The sequence below is a fragment of the Thioclava sp. JM3 genome, assembly GCF_002213185.1.
GTDB classification, from domain to species: domain Bacteria; phylum Pseudomonadota; class Alphaproteobacteria; order Rhodobacterales; family Rhodobacteraceae; genus Thioclava; species Thioclava nitratireducens.
Map to the genome: position 1 here is coordinate 47,046 of NZ_NBOB01000007.1, position 23,936 is coordinate 70,981.

Sequence of the window (23,936 nt, forward strand, 5' to 3'; positions counted from 1 at the left end):
AAACCGCCCGGCGTGCATGTCCGCTCTGCGTCAGATCACAGAACTCAGGCGTCGATCGCCGCTTTGAACGCGCTGCGATAGAGGGTCGACAGCTCCTCCAGCGGGGCGCTCTCCGAGCCGAAGCTTACCGTGTCCCCGCCGAAACGACCCACGGTGTAAAGCGGCACCTCGGCGCGGCGGGCGGCGACCATCAGCGCCTCGGCCTGATCGAAGGAGCAGGCCACGAGGTAACGCCCCTGATCCTCGCCGAAGAGCGTCGCGATGTCGCCAGCTTCAAGCGTGACACCCAGACCGGCCTCTTCCGCCATCTCGAAAGCCGCGAGCGCGAGGCCTCCGTCCGAGAGATCGCTTGCGCCTTTGACCAGCGCGCGGTTCTCGCGGAGGAACTCGCCATTGCGTCTCTCGACGTCGAGGTCGACTGCCGGCGCGTCACCCGCCTCGATCCCGAAGGCTTCGAAGGCGAGCGCGGATTGATCGAGATGGCCCTTGGTTTCGCCGATCACCATCGCCACGTCGCCCGCCGTCGGTAGGCCCGCGATCAACTCGTCGAGCGAGCTCAGCAGACCGACCGCGCCGATGGTCGGGGTTGGCAGGATGCCGGTGCCGTCGGTCTCGTTGTAAAGCGAGACGTTGCCCGACACGATCGGCATGTCGAGTGCGCGCACGGCGGCGTCGATGCCTTTGATCGCACCCACGAACTGGCCCATGATCTCGGGCTTTTCCGGGTTGCCGAAGTTCAGGTTGTCGGTCGAGGCGAGGGGTTTCGCGCCCACGGCCGTCAGGTTGCGGTAGGCTTCGGCCACCGCCTGCTTGCCGCCCTCGAACGGGTTCGCCTTTACGTAGCGCGGGGTCACGTCGGCGGTGAAGGCCAGCGCCTTGTCGGTGCCGTGCACGCGCACGACGCCTGCGCCGAGACCCGGGCGGCGCACCGTGTCACCCATCACCTGCGTGTCGTATTGCTCGTAGACCCAGGACTTGTGCGCGTAGTTCGGCGAGCCGATCAGTTTCTTGAGCGCATCGATAGCACCGATCTCGGGCAGCGCCTCGCCCGCGGTCGCGACGGGCGTCTCGACCCAGGGACGATCGTATTCGGGCGCTTCCGAGGACAGTTTCGACAGCGGCACGTCGGCTTTCACCTCGTTGCCATGCACGATCAGGAACCGGTCTTCCGCGATGGTCTCGCCGACGATGGCGAAGTCGAGATCCCACTTCTCGAAGATCTCGCGGGCGATGTCTTCCTTCTCGGGGTTGAGGACCATGAGCATCCGCTCCTGGCTCTCCGACAGCATCATCTCATAGGCGGTCATCGCGGCTTCGCGCTGCGGCACCGCGTCGAGGTTGAGCTGCACGCCGAGGCCGCCCTTGTCGCCCATCTCGACCGCGGAACAGGTCAGGCCCGCGGCCCCCATGTCCTGAATCGAGATCACCGCGCCGGTCTGCATCAGCTCGAGGCAGGCCTCCAGCAGGCATTTCTCGGTGAAGGGGTCGCCGACCTGAACGGTGGGGCGCTTTTCCTCGATCGTGTCGTCGAACTCGGCCGAGGCCATCGTCGCGCCGCCGACGCCGTCGCGACCCGTCTTCGCACCGAGGTAGACGACCGGCATGCCGATGCCGGACGCGGCGGAGTAGAAGATCTTGTCAGCATCGGCCAAGCCCGCCGCGAAGGCGTTCACGAGGCAGTTGCCGTTATAGGAGGGATGGAAACGCACTTCGCCGCCCACATTCGGAACGCCGAAGCAGTTGCCGTAGCTGCCCACGCCCTCGACCACGCCTTTGACGACATGGGAGGTTTTCGGGTGGTCGGGCATACCGAAGCTCAGGCTGTCCATTGCGGCCACCGGACGCGCGCCCATGGTGAACACATCGCGCAGGATGCCGCCGACGCCAGTCGCGGCGCCCTGGTGCGGTTCGATGTAGGAGGGGTGGTTGTGGCTCTCCATTTTGAAGACCACGGCCTGCCCGTCGCCAATATCGACGACACCCGCATTCTCGCCCGGACCACAGATGACCTGATCGCCCTTGGTGTGCAGCGTGCGCAGCCATTTCTTCGACGACTTGTAGGAGCAATGCTCGTTCCACATCGCCGAGAAGATCCCGAGTTCGGTGAAAGTCGGCTCGCGTCCGATGATCTCGAGGATCCGGTCGTACTCGTCGGGTTTCAGGCCATGGGCTGCGATGAGATCAGGCGTGATCTGCGGCTCGTTCATGAGGATCCTCCGGCATCGGCTTCGCCGCCCCTATTAGGCCAATATGTGCAGGGGGAAAAGAGAGGCCGGACGTTGCGGAAAGAAAAAACGCGAGGCCCGAAGGCCCCGCGTCGTGAAAGCGTCTTGTCGTGGTACGTCCGGCTTACGAGCGCATGTCCACTTGCGTCTCGAGGTTGGTCAGCAGTTCCGAGACGGTCCAGCCGAGCTTGACCTCGCCGTTCGCAGCGGCGTCCTTCGGCACGTTGACCTTGAAGAGCGACACGGTGGTGTCGAGCTTCGGCGAGGTGCGGACATAGATGGTGTCGTAGCCGTCATGCGACTCGACCTTCTCGATCATGCCGATCACGTTACCATCGGCGCTCATCGCCTTGTCCTCCGCGTTGGCCGCGGTCTTCAGGCCGGTGATGCCGGCTTGATCGGTCAGCTGGCGCTGCGCGGGAATCATATCCGACCCCATCGATGTGTTCGCGAACTCGGCGGTGCCGGTCTTCACGTCGGTGATGCCGTATTGATCGGTCGATGCGTAGGTGTTCGACGAGGTGACGGCGGGCGGGGTGCCCATCGACGAAGTCTCTCCCGGAACGGTGCCGGTGCGATAATCGGCGATACCGTAATACTGGCCGTCGTTGTTGTTGGTGGACGGGATCTTCGTCAGGTCGAGGGCCGAAGCCGAGCCTGCGATGGTCATCGCACCCAGAAGAGCGGTCGAAGCGGCAAAGATGTTTTTCGTCGTGGTCATATCAGTATCCTTTCAACTGGTTACCAAATCCTGCGCCGTTGTCGGCGTCGGGGAGGAAACGGGGTGGAATCGTCGAAAGTTCACTGAAATAATTGTGAGTGACATCGCGGATTTTTAAATGAACCGAAGGGGATAGCTGTGCGTAACGCGGGGCTTGCGCGGTCGCGTCAGCGTGAAATTTCGTGAGACCGAGGCTGATGTCGGGGGCTCTCGCGCGGTGCGTGAAAACCGCATCCGGGCGTCGGGCAAAAAAAAGGCCGAGCAAAGCTCGGCCAAAGTCCAACAGGGAGGTAGAAGGTGCTGCGCCTTTCGGCACGGCCAACCCTTCTGAGCCTCATTTATGGGCAGTTTGTTAACGCATCAAGGGAAAACATGCTGCGAATGCATCATGGCCGGTATGCGTTGCGGTAAAGTCGCGCTGCAACCCTAGGCTGAATCGCCTGCCTGGAAGCGCCGATAGTTGGTGATCTCTTCCTGAATGAAGTCGCGGAACGCAGTCACGCGGCGCGAGGAGCGCAGCTCTTCCGGGTAGGCGAGGAAGATCGGAATCTCGACCGATTCCAGATCAGGCAGCACGCGCTGCAGATCGTTGAAATCTGCGGTCAGGTAGTCGGGGAGGATGCCGATGCCGATATGGTTCAGCACGGCCTGCAATACGCCGAAGTAGTTGTTCACCGTCAGCGTCGAGCTTTGATCGAAGGCCAGCACCTGCCGCGCAAGCTGGGCACCGGCCTGTACCTGCGGTGTGCGGGGGGTCTGGCAGATCAGGCGATGCTTGCGAAGATCTTCGATCTTCTCGGGGGCACCCCATTTCGCGAGATACTCGGAGGTCGCGTAAAGCCGCATACGGATGTTCAGCAGACGCTTGCGGATCAGGTCGGCCTGCGCGGGCTCTTTCATGCGAACGGCGACGTCGGCCTCGCGCATCGGCAGGTCGAGCACCCGCTCCTCCAGCATGAGGTCGATCTTCAGATCGGGATATTTCTCGTAAAGCTTCGTCAGGCGCGGCGCGAGCCAGAGCGTGCCGAAGCCCGTCGTGGTCGTCACGCGCAGCTCGCCGAAGACTTCTTCTTCGCTGTCACGGATGCGTGCGGAGGCGCTGTCGAGCTTTTTCGCCATCGAGGAGGTGGCCTCGAACAGCAACTCCCCCTGCTCGGTGAGAATCAGTCCGCGGGCGTGACGGTGAAACAGAGTCGTTCCAAGCGCCTCTTCGAGCGCCCGGATCTGTCTGCTCACGGCAGATTGAGACAGGTGCAGCGCATCGCCGGCATGAGTCAAAGACCCCGCATCGGCCACTGCGTGGAAGATTCTGAGCTTGTCCCAATCCATCAAGGTCACTTTCGCTGTATCATCTGCTGTTCCGCGCAAGTTTCTTTACATTAATCTCGAGGATTTACGAAACCGCTAAGTAACAATTTTCCGCTTTCTAGGTCAGATATTATGACCTACCATGTCTTCATGCCCAGTTAGCAAGGGGAGGTGCTTAATGGGAAGGCAAGAAATATCCCTAGCGGATCGGTTCGACCTAACGAAATCTCCGGTTTTGCTGAACGGGACGCAGGCTTTGGTGCGTCTGGTTCTGGCTCAGGCCGCACGGGACAAGGCGGCGGGGCTGCATACGGCCGGCTATGTGACAGGCTATCGCGGCTCGCCGCTGGGCGCTGTCGATTTGCAGATGGCGCGCGCCAAGACCGTGCTCGAAGAGAGCGACGTTCGCTTCCAGCCGGGCCTGAACGAAGACCTCGCGGCCACCGCGCTGTGGGGCTCGCAGCAGGCGGAATTGCGTGGCGAAGGCAAGTATGACGGCGTTTTCGGCCTCTGGTACGGCAAAGGTCCGGGCGTAGATCGCTCGGGCGACGTGATGCGTCACGCCAATATGGCGGGCACGTCGAAACACGGCGGCGTCCTCATGGCGATGGGCGACGACCATACCGGTGAGTCCTCGACCGTGCTGCACCAGTCCGACTGGGCGATGGTCGATGCCTACATGCCGGTGCTGTCGCCCGCGGGCGTGCAGGAAATCCTCGATTTCGGGCTCTATGGCTATGCATTGAGCCGTTTTGCCGGGGTCTGGGTCGGTCTGAAAACGATGAAGGATACGGTCGAGGCGACTGCAGTCGTCGACGGCGATCCCTTCCGTCAACACTTCGTGATCCCCGAGTTCAAGATGCCCGAAGGCGGGCTGAACATTCGCTTGGGCGACACTCCGGTGGCTCAGGAAGCGCGGATGATCGACTTCAAGCGCTACGCGGCAGAGGCTTTCGCGCGCGCCAACCGCATCGACAACCGCGTCTGGGGCAAGCCCGGCGCGAAGATCGGTCTGGTCGCTGCGGGCAAGAATTGGCTCGACTTGACCCATGCGCTCTCGCTGCTGGGGATCGACGAGGCAGAGGCCGAACGGCTCGGCATTACCACCTACAAGATCGGCCAGACCTTCCCGCTTGACATGGAGAGCTTCCACGAATGGGCCGAGGGGCTGGAGCTGATCATCGTCGTCGAGGAAAAGCGCAAGCTGATCGAGGTGCAGGTCAAGGAAGCGATCTTCGACGACCGTCGTGGCCGTCGCGTCTATGGCTGGCACAAGGGCGACACATGGAAGAATGGCCGCCAGGTGGAGCTGTTCCCGACGCGCTACGCGCTCGATCCGGTGATGATCGCGCGCAAGCTGGGCGATATCTTCATCGAGGAAGGCCGCGGGACCGACGCGATCAAGGCGGGTATCGCCAAGATCGAAGCCGCCCAACGCGCCGACAACGCCCCTGAGATCGCGACCCGTACGCCATGGTATTGCTCGGGCTGCCCGCATAACAGTTCGACCAAGGTGCCCGAGGGCGAGCGCGCCTATGCCGGGATCGGCTGTCACTACATGGTGCAGTGGATGGGCAGGAACACGGAAGGCTTCACCCATATGGGCGGCGAGGGCGTGAACTGGGTCGGCGAGGCCCCGTTCTCGACGCGTGAGCATATGTTCCAGAACCTTGGCGACGGCACCTACAACCACTCGGGCGCGCAGGCGATCCGGGCGGCTTTGGCAGCCGGCACCAACATCACCTACAAGATCCTGTTCAACGATGCGGTCGCGATGACCGGGGGGCAGGAGAACGAGGGCGACCTGACCTCGCAGCAGATCGCGGCGGAAATCGTGGCGATGGGCGTGAAGCCGGTCGTGGTGGTCTATGACGAGAAGGAAGAGCTGGACCTGTCCACCTTCCCCGCTGGCGTCGAGAAGGTCGAACGGGCCGAGCTGATGAACGTGCAGAAGCGGCTGGCGAAGACGAAAGGCGTCTCGGCGCTGATCTATGTCCAGACCTGCGCCGCCGAGAAACGCCGCCGCCGCAAGCGCGGCAAGTTCCCGGATCCGGACAAGCGTGTCTTCATCAACACCGACGTCTGCGAAGGCTGCGGCGATTGCGGGGTGCAGTCGAACTGCGTCTCCATCGTGCCGGAAGAGACCGAACTGGGCACCAAACGCGCGATCGACCAGTCGTCCTGCAACAAGGACTTCCGCTGCCTCGACGGGTTCTGCCCGAGCTTCGTGACGCTGCACGGCGCGAAGGTGAAGAAGGCGGAAGCGCAGGCGCTCGACCTGCCGGACCTGCCGGAGCCCACGCTGCCCGCGATCGACGGCACCCATAACGTGGTGATCACCGGCGTCGGCGGCACGGGCGTCGTGACCATCGGCGCGGTGCTGGCGATGGCCGCCCATATCGACGGCAAGGGCGCAGGCATGATGGAGATGGCCGGTCTCGCCCAGAAGGGCGGGGCAGTGCATATCCACCTGCGCATCGCGAACAAGCCCGAGGATATCTCGGCGATCCGCGTCGCGGTGGGCGAGGCCGATTGCGTGATCGGGGGCGATCTGGTGGTCTCCGCCGGTGCCAAGACACTGGGGCTCATGACGACGGGCCGCACCGGCGCCGTGATCAACAGCCACGAGATCGTCACCGGCGAGTTCACCCGCAACCGCGACTTCCGCCTGCCGGGCGAACAGCTTCGGCTGAGCCTCGAGGCGCGGCTGAAGGACCGGGTGGCCTTTGCCGACACGTCGGAACTCGCGCGGCATATGCTGGGCGACTCGATCTATTCGAACATGGTCGTGCTGGGGGCTGCGTGGCAGCAAGGCTACGTGCCGCTGACCCTCGAGGCGATCTTCCGGGCAATCGAGTTGAACGGCGCGAAGCCCGAGGAGAACAAGCGCGCCTTCAATCTGGGGCGCTGGGCGATGGCCTATCCGGAGGAGGCTGCGAAGGCGATGGCGGCGGAGGTCGTGGAGGCCCCGGTCGATCCGGTCGAGTTCCGGGCCAACCATCTCGTCGACTACCAGAACAAGCGGCTCGCCAAGCGTTTCCGCAAGCTGGTGGACGAGGCGCCGTCGGAGCTGCGTGAGGCCGTCGCGAAGGGCTATCACAAGCTCCTGGCCTACAAGGACGAATACGAGGTCGCGCGTCTGCATCTGTCGACGGCAGAAAAGGCGCGGGCCGAGTTCGAGGGCGATTTCGAGATGCATTTCCATCTCGCCCCGCCGATCCTGTCCAAGGAAGGCCCGGACGGACGTCCGAAGAAGCGTGAATTCGGCCCCGGCATGGAGCGTGGCTTCCGTCTTCTGGCGAAGCTGAAAGGGCTGCGCGGTACGCCGTTCGATCCTTTCGGCTATGCCGAGGAGCGCAAGATGGAGCGGGCGCTGATCAAGCAATACGAGGCCGACATGGCCGAAGTGCTACCCAAGGTCACGCCAGACACGATGGAGATCGCGCGCGAACTGGCCGAATTGCCGCTGACGATCCGCGGCTTCGGCCCGGTCAAGGCGCAGGCCGAGCAAATGGCGGCGAAGCGGCGCGAGGAACTGCTCGCCGCTTTCCGCGCAGGTGGCGCTCCGCAGAAAATGGCCGCCGAGTGACGGCTGTCATCTGAGTGTCGTACCTTCGTGACATGGCGCTGGCAGAGTGAAGCCAGCCCATGTTGCGGAGGTACGAGATGACCGCCACCCCGACGGCCCCCCGGATGCCTGTCCGCCACGCCACACAGGAAATCTCATATGCTTGGTCCGCGCGCTCGAAAGGCGCGCGGGTGCTGATCCGCGCGATGGAGAACGCGACCGGGCGGATCGGGTTGATCCGGCGAGCACGCGGCTACGAGCATGACATCGCGCAAGGTGCGGATTTCTGGCAGGTGATGGCCGAGCGCTACGGGCTGCAGATCGAGGTGACCCGCGGCGCGCTCGCCAATATCCCGCAGACCGGGCCGTTGGTGCTGATCGCGAACCACCCTTACGGCATTCTCGACGGGCTGATCATGGGCCTGCTGCTGTCGCGCATTCGCGGCGATTTCCGTATCCTCGCCCATAACGTCTTCAAGCGTGCCGAAGAGATCGACCGGGTCATCCTGCCGGTGGATTTCTCCGAAACCAAAGAGGCCGCGAGGGCCAACCTGCGCACCCGCGCCGAGGCGCTGCGCTACCTCGGCGACGGTGGCGCGATCGGTGTGTTTCCGGGCGGCACGGTTTCGACCGCCGCTAAGCCCTTTGGGGCGCCGATGGATCCGGGCTGGCGCAATTTCACCGCCAAGATGATCGCGAAATCCGATGCGACCGTGGTGCCGGTCTTCTTCGAGGGCCATAACAGTCGCCTGTTCCAGCTGGCGAGCCATTTGCATTACAGCCTGCGCATGGGGCTGATGATCCGCGAGTTCAAACGTCATGCCAATCGTCCGGTGCGGCTCTGTGTGGGTGAGCCGGTCCCGCAGGCCGATCTCGCACCGCTGCGTGAGCGTCCGAAACAGATGATGGATTTCCTGCGCCGTGCGACGTATGACTTGTCGCCGACTCCCTTGAAGTCCTACGGCTATGGCTTCGAGTTCGAGGCGAAATACAGAAACTGACCGGTGTCCGTGCGCGGCCCGGACGGGCAAGGGGCGCGAGCATGGCGGTAGGCGTTTTCGATTCAGGTCTGGGCGGACTGACGGTCTATGATGCCTGCGCCAGGCGGCTGCCGGATATGGCCTTTTGCTATTACGGCGATAACGCCCATGCGCCTTACGGCGTGCGCGATGCCGATGACATCTTCAACCTGACCTGCGCGGGCGTGGAGCGTTTGTGGGAAGAGGGCTGCGATCTGGTGATCCTCGCCTGTAACACGGCTTCGGCCGCCGCGCTCAAGCGGATGCAGGAAACCTGGATCCCCGAGGGCAAGCGCGTGCTGGGCGTCTTCGTGCCGATGATCGAAGCGTTGACCGAACGCAAATGGGGCGACAACTCCCCGCCGCGCGAAGTTGCGGTGAAGCACGTGGCGCTGTTCGCGACGCCCGCGACGGTGGCCTCGCGCGCTTTCCAGCGCGAACTGGCCTTCCGCGCGATCGGCGTGGATGTTGAGGCGCAGCCCTGCGGCGGCGTGGTCGATGCGATCGAGACTGGCGACGAAATCCTCGCCGAGGCGCTGGTGAAATCCCATGTCGAAGCGCTCAAGCGTCGGATGCCGAAACCCGAGGCAGCGATCCTCGGCTGCACCCATTACCCGCTGATGCAAAAGACCTTCCAGGAAGCACTGGGGCCAAACGTCGACGTCTACAGCCAGGCCAACCTCGTGGCCGAGAGCCTCGCGGATTATCTGGAGCGTCGACCCGAGTTCAAAGGTGCGGGGACGGAATCGAAATTCCTGACCACCGGCGATCCGGCCTCGGTCTCGAGCCACGCGACGCAATTCCTGCGCTACGCGATCCGCTTCGAGGCCGCCTGAGGCGCCTGATCGTCGTGGCCCTCAGCCGAACCGGTTCGGCCCGCGCGTACCGCGCTGGACCATGAACACGAAGAGCGCGATGCCCCAGACCAGCATCACGATCCCCCAGATCGCGAGAAGCGCTGCGGACATGCCCGCCATGGCTGCCGGGTCCTGCACGCCGTAGGACATGACCGTCAGGCCGATCACGAGGCCGCCGAACACGCTCGCTAGAAGGTAGCCGCCGACCCACCAGCCCGAGCGGTCGGTGTCATGCAGGCGTCGAACCTGCGCCGAGATCGATGGCAGGAACGTCGCGATGGAAATCACTGCGCTGATCGCCGTGCCGTCCTCGCCCATCGAGCCTTCGGCCATGGCGCCGATGATGCTCGCCAGCATGACGAAGAGCGCGAACCACCAGTATTCCGAACGGCTCGCCCGACCCTTGAAGGTCGCGTATTTCCTGAAACAGACCTTGATCGCCTCGACGAAGCTGCGCGAGGGGGCCCCGTCGTAAAGCCCGTCCGAGCCGATCCCGCGCTGCGTACGGTCGCGTTCGATCGAGGCCTCGGCATAGGCACGCGGATCGGCGGAGGAAAGCTTGCCCTCCTGCTGATGGCGCTGTGCGATGCGGGCGGCGTAATTCGTCGCGCCGCTATGCGGATCGGTGCCGGTTGCCGAGGTGTCGGGCGGCCGCCGGAAGAAGTGATCGCCCGCAGGCTCCCATCCCTCCATTCCGTCTTGCCAAACCATCGTTTCGGGCTTGATACGACCTCCCCGCACCATATCCATCATATGTTCCGGGGGGAACGGGCCGACGGGATCCTTCCCATCGGCGTAATACCACTGCTCTGCCACGGCCTGCCTCGTTCACTGTCGGTCGTCGACCCGTCTCACACGGAGTTTATTTGAGTGTGAGCTTAGGGTAAGGGAGAGCCGAGCGACAAGCGCGGAGGACCAAATGACCAAGAAAATCGCGATTCTGGGCGCGTCGGGCTATACCGGCGCTGAACTCGTCCGGCTGATCGCCACCCATCCGAACATGGACATCGTGGCCCTCTCGGGCGAGCGTAAGGCGGGCATGGCAATGGGTGACGTGTTCCCGCATCTGCGCCATCTGGGCCTGCCGGATCTGGTGAAAATCGAAGAGATCGACTTCTCGAATGTCGATCTGGCCTTCTGCGCACTGCCGCATGCGACTTCGCAGGCAGTCATCAAGGAGCTGCCGCGCGATCTGAAGATCGTCGACCTCTCGGCCGATTTCCGGCTGCGCGATCCTGCGGAATACGAGAAGTGGTACGGCAAGCCTCATGCTGCGGTCGAGCTGCAGAAAGAGGCGGTCTACGGGCTGACCGAGTTCTACCGCGATGCGATTCGCGAAGCGCGACTGGTGGCGGGCACGGGCTGCAATGCCGCTGCGGGCCAATTTGCGATCCGTCCGCTGATCGAAGCTGGCGTGATTGATCTCGACGACATCATCCTCGATCTGAAGAACGGTGTCTCCGGCGCGGGCCGGTCGCTGAAGGAAAACCTGCTGCACGCAGAGCTGTCGGGCGGTGTCGCGCCCTATTCGCAGGGCGGCAAGCACCGTCACTTGGGTGAATTCGATCAGGAATTCAGCGCCTTGGCGGGCCGCCCCGTGTTGGTGCAGTTCACCCCGCATCTGGCGCCGTTCAATCGCGGCATCCTTGCCTCCGCCTATGTGAAGGGCGAGCCCGAGGCCGTCTACAAGGCGCTGGCCGACCGCTATGCGGAAGAAACCTTCATCGAAATGCTACCTTTCGGCGCAGTTCCGTCCACCAGGTCTGTAACTGGCTCCAATTATGCCCATATTGGTGTATCAGGAGACAGAATTCCCGGGCGCGCGCTCGTGGTCGTCGCGATCGACAACCTCTGCAAGGGGTCGTCGGGACAGGCGATCCAGAACGCGAACCTGATGCTCGGGCTGGAGGAAAGCGAAGGGCTGATGCTCGCCCCCGTCTTCCCTTGATCCGCGTCAATGGCAAGGCCGGCGCGGTGAGGTAGACGAAACGGCATCTCAGGAGGCGAAGAGATGAAGAGTCTGAAGAAGAAACGTCGTATCCAGGTGCTCAGCGTGGCGGCGCTGGCCTTGGTGATCGCGACCGGCACGATCGGGTACTCGATGCGGAGCGGCATCAACTTCTTCCGTGCACCTTCGCAGCTTGCCACCGAACCGCCGCAGCCCGGCGAAGTCTTCCGTCTCGGCGGGCTGGTCGAGAAAGGCTCGCTCAAGCGCGGTCAGGGCGAAGTCATCGAATTCAAGGTCACCGATGGCGGCGCGACCGTCCCGGTGAAATTCGCGGGCGTCCTGCCGGACCTCTTCAAAGAGGGACAGGGCATGATCGGCACGGGCAAGATGGAAGGGGATACGTTCGTGGCCTCGGAAATCCTCGCCAAGCATGACGAGAACTACATGCCCAAGGAAGTCGTCGACGCGCTGAAGGAGCAGGGCGTCTACGAGGGCCCGTCCTCCTGATCCCCACCCCGGCGAACGCTCGCTTGCAGCACTGTTAACCGCACGGCCCGAGCCTGCCTGACGTTGTCATCAACGGAGGCAGGCCATGAAATCGGTCACCCAGATCGCGGCGGAGATCGTCGCGCGCGAAGGCGGTTATGTCGATGATCCGGACGATCCGGGCGGCGCGACCAAGCACGGCGTCACGCTCGGAACCCTGCGCCGGTTGGGGCGCGATCTGACCGGCGATGGCCGGGTGGACGAGATGGATGTCCGCGCGCTCGACCCCGCGCAGGCTGCCGAGATATTCATCGAGCATTACTACAAGGGTCCGCGTATCGACCGGCTGCCACCCTCGGTACAGGCCTCGGTCTTCGACATGTATGTGAATGCAGGCGGCAATGCGGTGGTGATCCTGCAGCGTCTGCTGGGCGACATGGGTCAGCGTGTCGTGGTCGACGGGATCATCGGCCCGCAGACCATCGCGGCCGCCGAACTCGCAGATGCGGCCGCGCCCGGCTATTTCGCCGATGCCTACGGGATCGCGCGGCGCAATTACTACTACCGGCTCGCCGATGCGCGCCCCGCCAGCCGCAAATACGCCACGACACGAGCGGGCGCGAAGGGCGGCTGGATCCGCCGCGCCGAGGAATTCATTTCCCCACGCTTTCACCTGACCGAGGGCGAGCATCGCAAGCGGGTGGCGAAATGGGCTTGATCGAAAAACTGCTCGGCGGTGCGGGCACGGTGAAGGCAGCAGGCGAGGCCGCCAGTTCCGTCGCGGAGGTATTCGTGCCCAATGCCACGAAGAAGCTCGAAGCCGCACAGACCGCCTATCTTGCGGCGCTGCAGGAACACGGCGCCGAGTTCGAATATATCCGACCCGGTCGCTTCGATCGCATCGTGAACGGCCTCAACCGCCTGCCGCGCCCGGTGCTCGCTTTCGGGATCGTGGGGCTCTTCGTCTATGCGATGCTCGACCCGGTCGGCTTCGCGCAACGGATGGTGGGCCTAGACTACGTACCCGAGCCGCTTTGGTGGCTTCTGGGCGCGGTGGTCAGTTTCTATTTCGGCGCGCGCGAGGCGCATTACTTCCGGATGAAGAAGGTGCCGGCGGTGCCTCCCGCAGAGCTCGCGACTCCTCCGGACGAGGAAAACGCGGCGCTTTCGGCGTGGCGGTCTGGCGAGAAACAGAACGGGTAGGGGGCGCTGCCCCCGCGCCCTGCGGGAACCCCCCGGGATATTTCGAAAGAGCGAAGACGAGCGCGGTGTCCGTCTTCGCTTTTGCCCAAAGATCCCGGGATGAATTCGCGAAAGCTTAGAGGGGCAGCGCCCCTGATGGCCTCAGTCGCGGGTGCCCGCGAACCGCTCCTGCCACTCTTCGCGCTCTTCATCCGTGATCTTGCGGAAAAGGACCTCGGGCGTGGTGAAGGCATGGCCCGCGGGCAGCGCCTCTAGCGCGGTCTTCACATCGCCCGGCCAGTCGCGATCCTCGTCGCCCATCGCCTCGAGCATGATCTTCGCCGCATCGGGAATGAAGGGCGCCGAGAGCACCGCGTAGATCGGGATAAGGTTCAGCGCGAGCCTTGCGATAGCTGCCGCCTGATCGGGATCGGTCTTGAACACCGACCACGGTGCCGACGCCTGCAGGTATTCGTTGCCCGCGACCCAGATCCCGCGCAGCTCCATCGCCGCCTTGCGGATATCCTTCTCTTCCATATGCGTCTCGTAGGCGCGGATGCGGGTGGTCAGCTCCTCGATCAGTGCCGCTTCCTGCTCGCCCCAGCTGCCGCCTTCGGGGATCGCTTCGCCGAATTTCGAGCGGGTGAACTTGGTGATACGGCTGACGAAGTTGCCCAGCACGTCGGCAAGGTCCTTGTTCGCCGAGACCTGGAAATTCTCCCAGGTGAATTCGGCATCCGCGCTTTCGGGGGCGTGGGACAAAAGCCACCAGCGCCAGTAATCGGCGGGCAAAAGTTCCAGTGCCTGATCCATGAAGACGCCGCGACCGCGCGAGGTCGAGAACTGGCCGCCATCGTAGTTCAGGTAATTGAACGACTTGATGTAATCGACGAGCTTCCACGGCTCGCCCGAGCCGAGGATCGTCGCGGGGAACGAGAGCGTGTGGAAGGGCACGTTATCCTTGCCCATGAACTGCGTGTAGGTGACGTCTTCCGCGCCCTTGTCGGTGCGCCACCAGCGCTCCCAATCGCCGCCCGTCTTTTCGGTCCATTCCTCGGTCGCGGCGATATATTCGATCGGCGCGTCGAACCAGACATAGAAGACCTTGCCTTCCATGCCCGACCACGGCGCGCCCTCGAATTGCGCGGGCACGCCCCAGCTGAGATCGCGAGTGATGCCGCGATCCTGCAGCCCGTCGCCGTCATGGAGCCATTTCTTCGCGATCGAGGTGGTCAGCACCGGCCAGTCGGTCTTGCTGTCGATCCACGCATCGAGCTGATCTTTCATCGCCGACTGGCGCAGGAAGAGGTGCTTGGTCTCGCGCATCTCCAGATCGGTCGAGCCGGAAATCGTGGAATGCGGGTTGATCAGGTCGACCGGATCGAGCTGCTTGGTGCAGTTGTCGCATTGGTCGCCGCGCGCGCTCTCGAAGCCGCAATTGGGACAGGTGCCTTCGATGTAGCGATCCGGCAGGAAGCGCCCGTCGGCCTTGGAATACATCTGGGTTTCCGAGACTTCACGGATCAGCCCGGCCTCGGCCAGCTTCACGGCGAAATGCTGCGTCAAGCGATGGTTCTGCGGGCTCGACGAGCGCCCGAAGTGATCGAAGCTGAGGCGGAAGCCTTCCGCGATCTTCGCCTGCACCTCGTGCATCTCGGCGCAATACTCGGCGACCGGCTTGCCCGCTTTCGCTGCGGCCAGTTCGGCGGGGGTGCCGTGCTCGTCGGTGGCGCAGATGAACATCACCTCGTTGCCTCGCGCGCGCTGGTAGCGGGCGAAGAGATCAGCCGGCAGCTGCGAGCCCACGAGATTGCCGAGGTGCTTGATGCCGTTGATATAGGGAATGGCCGAGGTAATGAGATGGCGCGCCATGTAGGACCCTCTTGCTGTGGAGCGTTTGGGCGCGGGTTTACTAGGGAATCATGCGAAGGGCTAGGGGGGAGCGCCGAGACGCGCCCGCTTGCGGCTTTGCGATCAGTCGAGCGTGTAGACCTTGCCGATCGCGCCATCGGTTTCGCGCCATGTCTCGGTGCCGGCGCGCTGATAAAAGGCGAGTGCAAAGAGGGCGCGCGCGTCCAAGACTTGCTTTTGCGCGGGTGGCGTCGATAGTCGGGGCGAGAGTGCAAAAGCGTGGGGGGCAGGCGGTGCTGATACATGCCGGAGACGATCGGAGCGTTTCGATCGACCTCGCGCTGGCGGTCTGGCTGTCGCTGGTCGCGGGTGCGGTGAATGCGGCCGGGTTCCGGGCGCTCGGCTATTTCTCGGCCAACATGACCGGGAATGTCTCGACCGCGACCGACCTGCTCGCGCTGGGGCGGTTCGGCACGGCGATCTGGTTCCTGCTGCTGCTTCTGGCTTTCGTCTTCGGCGCCTTTGCGTCTGGCGTGCTGATCGACGTGGGGCAGCGCCGGCGGTTGCACGGGATCTATGCGCTGTCGATCCTTCTGGAAGCAGGACTGCTGATCGTGCTGACGATCCTGGACATGGTCTGGGCCGCGGCGATGAGCGAGCATCTGATGATGATCGGCCTCAGCTTCCTGATGGGGCTGCAGAACGCGGCGAGCACGAAAATCTCGGACGGGCGGGTGCGCACAAGCCATGTGTCCGGCATCGCGACCGATCTGGGGTTGGAGCTTGCGGCGCTATTGCCGGGCGCGCGCGATGCGGAAACCAGGCAGGTGTTGCGATCGCGGCTCCTGCTGCACGTCGCGACGCTGTGTTCCTTCTTCGCGGGCGGCATCGCAGGCGTGCTGGGATATGAGCGCATCGGCCCGATGGTCTTCGCGCTGGCGGCGGCGCTGCTGATCGTCATCGCCGTGCCGGAACTGCGCAAGGTCTATCGCGGGGGGCGGTGAAAGCCGTGTCCCCGCGATGGTGGAGGGAATGAAAAAGGGCGCCCGCGAGGCGCCCTTTTCCGTAACAGTCATGCAGCTCAGGCTTAGAAGCCGAGGCCGGCATACTTGTTCTTGAACTTCGACACGCGGCCACCGGTGTCCATGAGGCGCGACGAACCGCCGTTCCACGCCGGGTGCGAGGTCGGGTCGATGTCGAGGGTGAGGGTGTCGCCCTCGGAGCCCCAGGTCGAGCGGGTCTGGTATTCGGTCCCGTCGGTCATCTTGACGGTGATCGTGTGGTAGTCGGGATGGGTATCGGCTTTCATGGTCCCGCTCCTTATTTCGCAGCTTTGGGCTTGTAGTGGGTGTCTTCGGCGATACGAGCCGACTTACCGCGACGGGCGCGCAGGTAGTACAGCTTGGCGCGACGCACACGGCCACGGCGGACCACTTCGATCGAGTCGATGTTGGTCGAATAGAGCGGGAACACACGCTCCACGCCTTCGCCGAAGGAGATCTTGCGCACGGTGAACGAAGCCGCCAGCGTGTCGCCGCCCTTGCGCGAGATGCAGACGCCTTCATAGGCCTGCACGCGCGAACGGGTGCCTTCGGTCACTTTGTAGCCGACGCGAATGGTGTCACCGGCTTTGAAATCCGGGATGGTCTTGTTGAGCTCGGCGATTTGTTCCGCCTCGAGCTGTGCGATCAGGTTCATCGCAACGTCCTTTCACATGCTCACGGTTTGTCCCGTGAAGGTTTCGCCGCCTCAGAGCTCCGCGTCTTCATCGGGTCCGGTCGCCTTTTCAGGGTCGCGCCCGCGGGAGATTTCAGGTCGTCTTTCGCTTTTTCGCCCTTCGCCGGTGCCGTGTCGCGGACTGAAGAAGGCTCCGCCGGGCAACAGCAAAAGGGTCCGAGGGCCGATTCCGGTCCGGACCCGCGCGTATTACGGGGAAATGGGGTGTGGATCAAGCCTGTTTTATAGGGGCGCGCGGGATCAGCTGGATGAATTGTCGTTTGAGGGAAGCCCCCGCTTCTCCCACAAATCCGGCCGTCGTTCCTGCGTGAGTTTCTCGCTCATTTCGCGGCGCCAGTCTTCGATCTTCTTGTGGTTGCCCGAGGTCAGCACTTCGGGGATCGAACGGCCTTCCCATTCGGCGGGGCGGGTGTATTGGGGGTGCTCCAGCAATCCGCTGGAATGGCTTTCCTCCACCGCGCTCTCGGCATTGCCCAGAACGCCCGGCAGCAGCCGCACGGTGGCGTCGATCAGCACTTGGGCGGCCACCTCGCCGCCGGTGAGGACGAAATCCCCGATCGAGACTTCCTCGACGCTGAAATGCTCCAGCACGCGCTCGTCCACGCCCTCGAAGCGACCGCAGAGAAGCGTCATGCCGTCGGCCTCTGCGAAGCGGCGCGCCATCTCCTGCGTCAGCGGCTTGCCGCGCGGCGAGAGATAGACGACCGGCCAGCGCGCACGGTCATCCGGCGTGCCGTGGGCGGCCTGCTTGAGCGCCTCGCCCACCACATCGGCGCGCAGCACCATGCCCGCGCCGCCGCCTGCGGGGGTGTCGTCGACGTTGCGGTGTTTGCCGATGCCGAAGGGGCGCAGGTCGATCGTCTCAAGCGCCCAGAGACCCAGATCGCGGGCGCGGCCCAGAAGGCTCAGACCCAGCGTGCCGGGGAAGGCCTCAGGGAAGAGCGTGACGATCTTCGCGGTCCACGCGCCTTTCAGCCGCAGCGGCTCGTCCATCAGCGAGCTGGGCTTGCGCGTCGGCGAGATCGTCAGGCGGCCATGCGACTTGGTCGCGAGCTTGGGTTTGTCGTCACTCATCGGATTTCGCCTCTGCCTCTTCGCGCCATGCCGCTCGCAATATGGCGCGCTTTTTCTCTTTTGTGGCCTCGCGCGGCAACCCTTCGGCGTTGATCGCGGCGAGTTGGTCGGCCAGCGCCGCCCGATCCACCCGCCGCGGGCGCGCGTTGGCCGTGGTCCCGACGCCAAGCGACGCGCGAATTTCGGGGGGCACGCCCATCAGATCAAGAAGCGGCGTCAGCGGGCCGTGAGGATTATCGCGGGCTTCGTCGAGCATGACCCAGTTCACCGGGAAAGGCGCCACGGCGCTTACGATCTCACGCAGAACGGGGGCGAGATCGAAGCCCGACAGTCGGGTGCGGAAGGTGTCGAGCGAGTCCGTCAGCATGCCGCTGCGCACGTGCTGCCAATGCAGGCTGTCGATCCATGCGGTCTTCTCGCGGGTGGTCAGGAAGAGTTGGAACTCCAGCGCGTCTTCGTATTTCGCGTGGAACATCTCCGCCAGCGCGCCCATCAGGGCTGGCGTTGCGGAATAGTCCAGCACGCCATCGCGCCCCGGCATGTGGCCTGCGAGCCCTTCGATCGAGATCACGGCTTGCCTGGTGTCTTCGGGGAGGGCATCGGCCCAACTGGCGAGCGCGGCCTGATAGAGCCCCAACTCGAACGGGTCCCGCGTCAGCGAATAGGCGCGGGCAGCGGCGGCCGCGTCGGGAATGTCTTCGCGCAGCGCAATCACCCAATCGGGCAGATGGGCGCTGACTTCGCGCAGTCCGGTCTGGATCGTGGAGGTGCCGGTCTTGTGAAAGCCCGGATGGACGATCACACGCATCCGATTACAGATCCTCGGGCGGATCGACGACGATACGCTGCGCGGCGAGATCCACGGTCGGCACGATGGCCTTGGTGAAGGGCAGTAGCAGCGCCTGTTTGCGCCCGGGCGCGTAGATTTCGAGAATGTCACCCGCGCCGTGATTGTGTACCGCGCGCACGGTGCCGATCTTGGCGCCGCCGGTGTCCACCACCGTCAGCCCGATCAGGTCGGCATGATAGAATTCGTCGTCAGGAAGCGAGGGCAGCTTGTCGCGGTCGGCCCAGAGGGTCGTGCCCCGCAGCGCATCGGCCTCTTCCTTCGTGGCCACGCCCGACAGCCGTGCGCCAAGCCCGTTCTTCAGGCCCCGCGTCAGCGTTACGTCGAACTGGCGTGCGCCGTCTTCGGTATAAAGCGGGGCATAGCCTGCGATATCCTCGGGTTCGGCGCAGAAACTCTTGAGGCGCACTTCGCCCTGCACGCCGAAAGCTCCGGCAATGGCACCCACGCAGACGCGTTCGGGTTGGGTCATGATGCGATCCTCTGTGCTAGATCGGATGGGGCAGGGGCCGGGCACATATCGCGCCCGGCCCACCAGCCATCCATAGCTGCCGATTATTCTTCGGCGGGTGCTTCTTCGGCGTTCGCCTCGGCGGCCTTGGCGGCACGCTGTTCGGCGCGCTCCTGGGCTTTCTTGCCCGGAACGGCTTTCTTCATGTTGGCGCGGGTCGCCTTGCTGCGCTCGCCAGCGGCTTCGAGGAAGCGCGCAATGCGGTCGGTCGGCTGTGCGCCCTGGTCGAGCCAGTACTTCACGCGCTCGATGTTCATTTTCACGCGGTCTTCGCTGTCCTTCGGGAGCAGCGGGTTGTAGGTGCCCAGCTTCTCGAGGAAGCGGCCGTCACGCGGCATGCGCGAGTCGGTAGCGACGATCGAATAGAACGGACGCTTCTTGGAGCCCCCACGGGCGAGGCGGATTTTCATAGCCATGTCAGTTGTCTCCTTTGGATGGCTGGTGATGGGCCGGATGGCCCGTCATTTCTGGAATTGCTCGTGATGCCGGATCACTTCCGAAATCACGAAATTGAGGAACTTCTTCGCGAATTCCGGGTCGAGCCCGGAATCGCTCGCCAGCTTTTCGAGCCGGGCGATCTGCTTGGCCTCCCGATCGGGATCGGAGGGCGGAAGGTCGTGCTCTGCCTTCAGCTTGCCGACGGCCTGCGTCTGGGCAAAGCGTTCGGCCAGCGTGTAGATCATCACCGCATCGAGCCGGTCGATGCTCTCGCGATGTTCTTTCAGCAGCTCAGCGGCACGGGTGGTTGCATCGCTCATGCGGCGGCCTCCTTCGGGGCGGGGTGACGCCAGACGACGATCGGCGGCTCCCCGGGATAGGCGGCCTGCGGGTCGGGGCGCGCGCCCAGACGCTCGGCCAGCGCGGTCGAACGGGTGTTGTTCGGGTCGATATAGCTGACAGCGGTGGACCATTTCAGGTCGCGGAACGCATGAGCGATCACCGCGCGCGCAGCCTCGGCCACGTAGCCCTTGCCCTCGGCCTCCTGCGACCAGACCGACCAGGCGATCTCGGCCTCGGGCCAGCTCTCGGGCATCCATGGGCCGAGCGCCCCGAAACCCTGATCCGAGCCGCGCTCGGTCATCACGAACATGCCCCAGCCGCGCAGGACCCAATGGCCGGCGATCGCCGCGAAGCTGCGCCATGCGGCTTCGGGGGTCGGCTCTTTCACCGGGCGGAACCAGTGGCTGCGCTCGGACATGTAGAAATCGCGCCATGCCGCCCAATCCGCAGCCTTCGGGGCGCGGAGCACGAGACGCTCGGTCTCGAGAACAGGCGTGGAGGACAGCGCGACGGTCATCTCGATCACTTCTTCTTGCCGAAGCCCGACAGGCCCGGCGGCAACGCGCCGCCCAGACCGGGCATGCCGCCCTTGGGCATCTTGCCGCCCATCGCCTTGGCGGCGGCTTCGACCTCGGAGGGATCCATGTTTGCCAGATCCGGCGCGCCGCCGCCTTTGCCGCCCATCATCTTCATCGCCTGTTTCATCATGCCGCCCTTGCCCATCTTCGAGAGCTTCTTCATCGAGTCGGACATCTGGCGATGCATCTTCAGCAGCTTGTTGAGATCGGACACTTCGAGGCCCGCGCCCGCCGCGATCCTCTTCTTGCGGCTCGCCTGAAGGATCTGCGGGTTGGCGCGCTCCTTCTTGGTCATCGAGTTGATGAGCGCGATCTGGTGGCTGATCGTCTTGTCATTCAGCCCGGCGTCTTCCGCCTGCTTGGCGTATTTCGACATGCCCGGCATCATGCCCATGACGCCCTGCATCCCGCCCATCTTGATCATCTGCTCAAGCTGGTTCTTCATGTCGTTCATGTTGAACAGGCCCTTCTGGAAGCGCTTGGCCATGCGCTCCGCCTGTTCCTGTTCCAGCGTTTCCTGCGCGCGCTCCACGAGGGCGACGATGTCGCCCATACCGAGGATGCGGCCCGCGATACGCTCGGCCTCGAAGGTCTCGAGCGCGTCCATTTTCTCGCCCAGACCCACGAAGCGGATCGGCTTGCCGGTGACCGCGCGCATCGAGAGCGCCGCACCACCACGACCGTCGCCGTCCATCCGGGTCAGCACGACGCCCGAGACGCCGACCTTCTCGTCGAACTCGGTCGCGACGTTCACGGCATCCTGACCGGTCAGGCCATCGACGACGAGGAGCGTCTCACGCGGGTTTGCGACATCGCGCACCGCCTGAACCTCGTCCATAAGCACTTCGTCGATATGCAGACGTCCCGCGGTGTCGAGCATGTAGACGTCATAGCCGCCGAGCGTCGCTTGCTGCTTGGCGCGCTTGGCGATCTGCACGGCGCTTTCGCCCTTCACGATCGGCAGCGTGTCGACACCGATCCGGGTGCCGAGGATCTGCAGCTGCTCCATTGCCGCCGGGCGGTTGGTGTCGAGCGACGCCATCAGCACGCGCTTGTGCTCGCGGTCCTTGAGACGCTTGGCGAGCTTGGCGGTGGTGGTGGTCTTACCAGAGCCCTGAAGACCGACCATCAGGATCGGCGCGGGCGGGTTGTCGATCTTCAGCGCATCGGCAGGCTCTTCGCCCGCGAGCATCTTGATCAGCTCGTCATGAACGATCTTGACGACCTGCTGGCCCGGCGTGACCGATTTGGTGACCGCGGCGCCGGTGGCCTTGCCCTCGACCGATTTGATGAACTGACGGGCGACCGGCAGCGAAACGTCAGCTTCGAGAAGCGCGACGCGCACTTCGCGCATGGCCGTTTTCACGTCATCGGCGGAAAGCGCACCTTGTTTGGTCAGCCGGTCGAAGACGCCGCCTAGGCGCTCGGATAGACTTTCGAACATGGGCCACCCTCCTGTGATTGGGGCCGGGACAAACGACAAGCGCACCAGTGGGCGCAACGCGCTGACTGGTGGCGATCCCGACCTCATGCCGGGACCGGAGGGATTCGTCCTCCGGGGAAATCTCGCGTGAACTATGACAAAGGCCCCGCGGAGTCAACCACGGGGCCAGTCGGGGGAGGTAGGGAACGTCTTTGCAGGCTGGGGGATCAGGCTGCGAGCTCGATGATCTGGGTCTCTGCCTTGGCGATCGCCGCCGCCTCGTCGAGGTTCACGCCTTCGGCTGCGACCACGGTCACGTCGGTGATGCCGATGAAGCCCAGAACCTGCTTGATGTAGGGCGTCGCGAAATCGAAGGCGGAGCCCTGCGGCACGCCGCCCGAGGAGTAGGCGATGATGACGCGCTTCGGGCCGGCGAGGCCTTCGGGGCCGGCATCGGTGTAGCGGAAGGTCTCGCCCACGCGGCAGACCATGTCGATCCAGTGCTTGAGCGGACCGGTGACGCCGAAGTTGTAGACGCCGCAGCCAATGACGATCGTGTCGGCGGCCTTGAGTTCGGCGATCAGCTCGTCGGACAGGGCGAGCAGCTCTTTCTGCTCGTCGCTGCGCTGGTCGGCCGGGGTATAGGCTGCGCCGATCCATGCACCGTCGATGGCGGGAATGGCGGTCGCGTCGCGGGCGGTGACGTCGCCGCCGATCCGCTCGACGATCTTGTCCGTGAGGCGTTTGGAGATCGACGCGTCGCCTTTGATGGAGCTGTCGATACGAAGGGTCTTGGTCATGGGGAGGACTCCGTAAAACGTGTTCGATTTGGGGTCGTGATTTTCGTTCTGCGCCTTACTTGTCCCTTGCAATCCAGAACGCAACGGGCATGATCGAGCAGATTATGTTCACGGGCGCACAGCATGAGCTTTGACAGTTGGGATGAAATCCGTACCGCGTTTCACGTGGCGCGGATCGGCACCGTTTCGGGTGCAGCGGAGGTTTTGGGCGTTCACCACGCGACGGTGATCCGCCATGTCGACGCGTTGGAAGACAAGCTGGGCACGAAGCTGTTCCAGCGCCATCCGCGCGGTTACACGCCGACCGAAGCGGGGCAGCAACTGCTCTCCGTGGGTCAGGCGACCGAGGACCAGTTCAGCCAACTCGCCGCCCGGATCGCGGGCGCGGGCGACGAAGTCACGGGCGAGCTGATCGTGACGTCGCTGACTGCGGTTTCGGTGCTGGTGCTGCCCGCGATGGAAAAGCTTCTGGGCGAATATCCCGGGCTGCGGCTGCGCTATCTGACCGATCAGCGCGTGTTCCGGCTGGAATATGGCGAGGCGCATGTCGCGATCCGCGCCGGCAACCGCCCGACCGAGCCCGACAACGTCGTGCAGTCGCTGGGCCGGATGCAGAATGCGCTCTATGCGAGCCACGCCTATGTCGAGCGCTTCGGGATTCCGCGGTCCAAGGAAGAACTCGCAAAGCATCGCTTCGTGTCGAACGACAACCGCGACAGCCGCGCGCCGTTCTACCGCTGGCTGCGCGACAACGTCCCCGACGAGCAGGTCGTGTTCCGCGCGAACGAGCACGAGAGCCAGGTCGATGCGATCAAGGCGGGTCTGGGCTTGGGCTTCCTGACCGTGCCGATGGGGCGCGCCGATCCGACGCTCGAAGAGGTGGTGAAGCCCTATGATACCTGGGACACCAACCTGTGGCTGGTGACCCATGTCGATCTGCACCGGACGCCGAAGGTTCAGGCCGCCGTGAAGGCGATCAAGGAACAGGCGGCGCGCTCGGACGGTCTGATCCTGAACTGAG

The 23,936-nt window shown here is 64.1% G+C and carries 25 protein-coding genes; 9 read left to right on the forward strand and 16 right to left on the reverse strand.

Features of this window, described 5'->3' with window-relative positions; genetic code table 11:
- Positions 1–44: 44 nt before the first annotated feature.
- The 4 genes from purL to B6V73_RS14160 all read right to left on the reverse strand — a co-directional run bounded on the left by purL (position 45) and on the right by B6V73_RS14160 (position 4,275).
- Positions 45–2,207 carry a phosphoribosylformylglycinamidine synthase subunit PurL gene (gene purL / locus B6V73_RS14150; RefSeq protein ID WP_088725561.1) on the reverse strand — a complete coding sequence of 721 codons (2,163 nt, stop codon included), beginning with the start codon at positions 2,205–2,207 and terminating at the stop codon, positions 45–47.
- Positions 2,208–2,349: 142 nt separating this feature from the next.
- Entirely contained in the window at positions 2,350–2,946 is a 597-nt protein-coding gene (locus B6V73_RS14155; RefSeq protein ID WP_075775794.1) for a hypothetical protein, read from the reverse strand.
- Position 2,947: 1 nt separating this feature from the next.
- Complete coding sequence (locus B6V73_RS20500) at positions 2,948–3,262, reverse strand: hypothetical protein (RefSeq protein WP_143597912.1); 315 nt, start codon at positions 3,260–3,262, stop codon at positions 2,948–2,950.
- Between the two features lie 110 nt (positions 3,263–3,372).
- A complete protein-coding gene (locus B6V73_RS14160; RefSeq protein WP_075775795.1) occupies positions 3,373–4,275 on the reverse strand; it encodes a LysR family transcriptional regulator in 903 nt (300 codons plus the stop codon).
- Positions 4,276–4,432: 157 nt separating this feature from the next.
- Between B6V73_RS14160 and B6V73_RS14165 the strand changes: the two genes are divergently transcribed.
- The 3 genes from B6V73_RS14165 to murI all read left to right on the forward strand — a co-directional run bounded on the left by B6V73_RS14165 (position 4,433) and on the right by murI (position 9,677).
- On the forward strand, positions 4,433–7,843 hold the full coding sequence (locus B6V73_RS14165; protein WP_088725562.1) for an indolepyruvate ferredoxin oxidoreductase family protein: 3,411 nt from the start codon (positions 4,433–4,435) through the stop codon (positions 7,841–7,843).
- Positions 7,844–7,920: 77 nt separating this feature from the next.
- Positions 7,921–8,823 carry a lysophospholipid acyltransferase family protein gene (locus B6V73_RS14170; protein WP_088722897.1) on the forward strand — a complete coding sequence of 301 codons (903 nt, stop codon included), beginning with the start codon at positions 7,921–7,923 and terminating at the stop codon, positions 8,821–8,823.
- Positions 8,824–8,864: 41 nt separating this feature from the next.
- Complete coding sequence (gene murI / locus B6V73_RS14175; RefSeq protein WP_075775797.1) at positions 8,865–9,677, forward strand: glutamate racemase; 813 nt, start codon at positions 8,865–8,867, stop codon at positions 9,675–9,677.
- Between the two features lie 21 nt (positions 9,678–9,698).
- On the opposite strand, the gene B6V73_RS14180 is transcribed toward murI, so the two are convergent.
- Positions 9,699–10,514, reverse strand: a complete 816-nt coding sequence (locus tag B6V73_RS14180; protein WP_143597913.1) for a DUF805 domain-containing protein — start codon at positions 10,512–10,514, stop codon at positions 9,699–9,701.
- 103 nt (positions 10,515–10,617) lie between these two features.
- Between B6V73_RS14180 and argC the strand changes: the two genes are divergently transcribed.
- The 4 genes from argC to B6V73_RS14200 all read left to right on the forward strand — a co-directional run bounded on the left by argC (position 10,618) and on the right by B6V73_RS14200 (position 13,335).
- Positions 10,618–11,646 carry an N-acetyl-gamma-glutamyl-phosphate reductase gene (gene argC / locus B6V73_RS14185; protein WP_088725563.1) on the forward strand — a complete coding sequence of 343 codons (1,029 nt, stop codon included), beginning with the start codon at positions 10,618–10,620 and terminating at the stop codon, positions 11,644–11,646.
- Between the two features lie 63 nt (positions 11,647–11,709).
- Positions 11,710–12,153, forward strand: coding sequence for a cytochrome c maturation protein CcmE (gene ccmE, locus B6V73_RS14190; RefSeq protein ID WP_078522044.1), 444 nt, complete (start codon positions 11,710–11,712; stop codon positions 12,151–12,153).
- An 85-nt stretch (positions 12,154–12,238) separates the two neighbouring features.
- Positions 12,239–12,850 (forward strand): holin-associated N-acetylmuramidase, encoded by a 612-nt coding sequence (locus B6V73_RS14195; RefSeq protein ID WP_088725564.1) that lies wholly within the window; start codon positions 12,239–12,241, stop codon positions 12,848–12,850.
- Complete coding sequence (locus B6V73_RS14200; protein ID WP_088725565.1) at positions 12,841–13,335, forward strand: holin family protein; 495 nt, start codon at positions 12,841–12,843, stop codon at positions 13,333–13,335. Before B6V73_RS14195 ends, B6V73_RS14200 begins: the two co-directional genes overlap by 10 nt.
- 141 nt (positions 13,336–13,476) lie before the next feature.
- On the opposite strand, the gene metG is transcribed toward B6V73_RS14200, so the two are convergent.
- A complete protein-coding gene (metG, locus tag B6V73_RS14205; RefSeq protein WP_075775803.1) occupies positions 13,477–15,186 on the reverse strand; it encodes a methionine--tRNA ligase in 1,710 nt (569 codons plus the stop codon).
- Positions 15,187–15,434: 248 nt separating this feature from the next.
- On the opposite strand from metG, the gene B6V73_RS14210 reads away from it, so the two are divergent.
- Positions 15,435–16,169 (forward strand): YoaK family protein, encoded by a 735-nt coding sequence (locus B6V73_RS14210; RefSeq protein WP_158275125.1) that lies wholly within the window; start codon positions 15,435–15,437, stop codon positions 16,167–16,169.
- An 83-nt stretch (positions 16,170–16,252) separates the two neighbouring features.
- On the opposite strand, the gene rpmE is transcribed toward B6V73_RS14210, so the two are convergent.
- From rpmE to B6V73_RS14260, 10 genes are all read right to left on the reverse strand, one after another.
- Positions 16,253–16,474: a 50S ribosomal protein L31 gene (rpmE, locus tag B6V73_RS14215; RefSeq protein ID WP_075775805.1), complete on the reverse strand. Its 222-nt coding sequence runs from the start codon at positions 16,472–16,474 to the stop codon at positions 16,253–16,255.
- Positions 16,475–16,485: 11 nt separating this feature from the next.
- Positions 16,486–16,863, reverse strand: coding sequence for a 50S ribosomal protein L19 (gene rplS / locus B6V73_RS14220; protein WP_075775806.1), 378 nt, complete (start codon positions 16,861–16,863; stop codon positions 16,486–16,488).
- Positions 16,864–17,142: 279 nt separating this feature from the next.
- A complete protein-coding gene (trmD, locus tag B6V73_RS14225) occupies positions 17,143–17,976 on the reverse strand; it encodes a tRNA (guanosine(37)-N1)-methyltransferase TrmD (RefSeq protein WP_088725567.1) in 834 nt (277 codons plus the stop codon).
- Positions 17,969–18,784, reverse strand: a complete 816-nt coding sequence (locus B6V73_RS14230) for a hypothetical protein (protein ID WP_088725568.1) — start codon at positions 18,782–18,784, stop codon at positions 17,969–17,971. The genes trmD and B6V73_RS14230 overlap by 8 nt, the downstream gene beginning before the upstream one ends.
- A gap of 4 nt (positions 18,785–18,788) precedes the next feature.
- Entirely contained in the window at positions 18,789–19,295 is a 507-nt protein-coding gene (gene rimM, locus B6V73_RS14235; RefSeq protein ID WP_075775809.1) for a ribosome maturation factor RimM, read from the reverse strand.
- A gap of 83 nt (positions 19,296–19,378) precedes the next feature.
- On the reverse strand, positions 19,379–19,750 hold the full coding sequence (gene rpsP, locus B6V73_RS14240) for a 30S ribosomal protein S16 (protein ID WP_075775810.1): 372 nt from the start codon (positions 19,748–19,750) through the stop codon (positions 19,379–19,381).
- A 45-nt stretch (positions 19,751–19,795) separates the two neighbouring features.
- Positions 19,796–20,092, reverse strand: coding sequence for a chorismate mutase (locus B6V73_RS14245; protein ID WP_088725569.1), 297 nt, complete (start codon positions 20,090–20,092; stop codon positions 19,796–19,798).
- Positions 20,089–20,631 carry a GNAT family N-acetyltransferase gene (locus B6V73_RS14250; RefSeq protein WP_088725653.1) on the reverse strand — a complete coding sequence of 181 codons (543 nt, stop codon included), beginning with the start codon at positions 20,629–20,631 and terminating at the stop codon, positions 20,089–20,091. Before B6V73_RS14250 ends, B6V73_RS14245 begins: the two co-directional genes overlap by 4 nt.
- Positions 20,632–20,636: 5 nt before the next feature.
- Positions 20,637–22,136 carry a signal recognition particle protein gene (gene ffh / locus B6V73_RS14255; RefSeq protein WP_088725570.1) on the reverse strand — a complete coding sequence of 500 codons (1,500 nt, stop codon included), beginning with the start codon at positions 22,134–22,136 and terminating at the stop codon, positions 20,637–20,639.
- 206 nt (positions 22,137–22,342) lie between these two features.
- Positions 22,343–22,915 carry an NAD(P)H-dependent oxidoreductase gene (locus B6V73_RS14260; protein WP_075775813.1) on the reverse strand — a complete coding sequence of 191 codons (573 nt, stop codon included), beginning with the start codon at positions 22,913–22,915 and terminating at the stop codon, positions 22,343–22,345.
- A gap of 123 nt (positions 22,916–23,038) precedes the next feature.
- Here B6V73_RS14260 and B6V73_RS14265 point away from each other — a divergent pair, with 123 nt between their 5' ends.
- Complete coding sequence (locus B6V73_RS14265) at positions 23,039–23,935, forward strand: LysR family transcriptional regulator (RefSeq protein ID WP_075775814.1); 897 nt, start codon at positions 23,039–23,041, stop codon at positions 23,933–23,935.
- The last annotated feature ends 1 nt before the right edge of the window (position 23,936 follow it).

Excerpts from the sequence above, each read along its gene's own strand:
- metG (WP_075775803.1), bottom strand. The coding sequence starts at position 15,186 with ATGGCGCGCCATCTCATTACCTCGGCCATTCCCTATATCAACGGCATC.
- ccmE (WP_078522044.1), top strand. The coding sequence starts at position 11,710 with ATGAAGAGTCTGAAGAAGAAACGTCGTATCCAGGTGCTCAGCGTGGCG.
- rplS (WP_075775806.1), bottom strand. The coding sequence starts at position 16,863 with ATGAACCTGATCGCACAGCTCGAGGCGGAACAAATCGCCGAGCTCAAC.
- rpmE (WP_075775805.1), bottom strand. The coding sequence starts at position 16,474 with ATGAAAGCCGATACCCATCCCGACTACCACACGATCACCGTCAAGATG.
- B6V73_RS14160 (WP_075775795.1), bottom strand. The coding sequence starts at position 4,275 with ATGGATTGGGACAAGCTCAGAATCTTCCACGCAGTGGCCGATGCGGGG.
- B6V73_RS14170 (WP_088722897.1), top strand. The coding sequence starts at position 7,921 with ATGACCGCCACCCCGACGGCCCCCCGGATGCCTGTCCGCCACGCCACA.
- B6V73_RS14250 (WP_088725653.1), bottom strand. The coding sequence starts at position 20,631 with ATGACCGTCGCGCTGTCCTCCACGCCTGTTCTCGAGACCGAGCGTCTC.
- trmD (WP_088725567.1), bottom strand. The coding sequence starts at position 17,976 with ATGAGTGACGACAAACCCAAGCTCGCGACCAAGTCGCATGGCCGCCTG.
- B6V73_RS14260 (WP_075775813.1), bottom strand. The coding sequence starts at position 22,915 with ATGACCAAGACCCTTCGTATCGACAGCTCCATCAAAGGCGACGCGTCG.
- rimM (WP_075775809.1), bottom strand. The coding sequence starts at position 19,295 with ATGACCCAACCCGAACGCGTCTGCGTGGGTGCCATTGCCGGAGCTTTC.
- purL (WP_088725561.1), bottom strand. The coding sequence starts at position 2,207 with ATGAACGAGCCGCAGATCACGCCTGATCTCATCGCAGCCCATGGCCTG.
- B6V73_RS14265 (WP_075775814.1), top strand. The coding sequence starts at position 23,039 with ATGAGCTTTGACAGTTGGGATGAAATCCGTACCGCGTTTCACGTGGCG.
- B6V73_RS14155 (WP_075775794.1), bottom strand. The coding sequence starts at position 2,946 with ATGACCACGACGAAAAACATCTTTGCCGCTTCGACCGCTCTTCTGGGT.
- B6V73_RS14245 (WP_088725569.1), bottom strand. The coding sequence starts at position 20,092 with ATGAGCGATGCAACCACCCGTGCCGCTGAGCTGCTGAAAGAACATCGC.
- B6V73_RS14165 (WP_088725562.1), top strand. The coding sequence starts at position 4,433 with ATGGGAAGGCAAGAAATATCCCTAGCGGATCGGTTCGACCTAACGAAA.
- murI (WP_075775797.1), top strand. The coding sequence starts at position 8,865 with ATGGCGGTAGGCGTTTTCGATTCAGGTCTGGGCGGACTGACGGTCTAT.
- B6V73_RS14230 (WP_088725568.1), bottom strand. The coding sequence starts at position 18,784 with ATGCGTGTGATCGTCCATCCGGGCTTTCACAAGACCGGCACCTCCACG.
- B6V73_RS14200 (WP_088725565.1), top strand. The coding sequence starts at position 12,841 with ATGGGCTTGATCGAAAAACTGCTCGGCGGTGCGGGCACGGTGAAGGCA.
- argC (WP_088725563.1), top strand. The coding sequence starts at position 10,618 with ATGACCAAGAAAATCGCGATTCTGGGCGCGTCGGGCTATACCGGCGCT.
- B6V73_RS14195 (WP_088725564.1), top strand. The coding sequence starts at position 12,239 with ATGAAATCGGTCACCCAGATCGCGGCGGAGATCGTCGCGCGCGAAGGC.
- rpsP (WP_075775810.1), bottom strand. The coding sequence starts at position 19,750 with ATGGCTATGAAAATCCGCCTCGCCCGTGGGGGCTCCAAGAAGCGTCCG.
- ffh (WP_088725570.1), bottom strand. The coding sequence starts at position 22,136 with ATGTTCGAAAGTCTATCCGAGCGCCTAGGCGGCGTCTTCGACCGGCTG.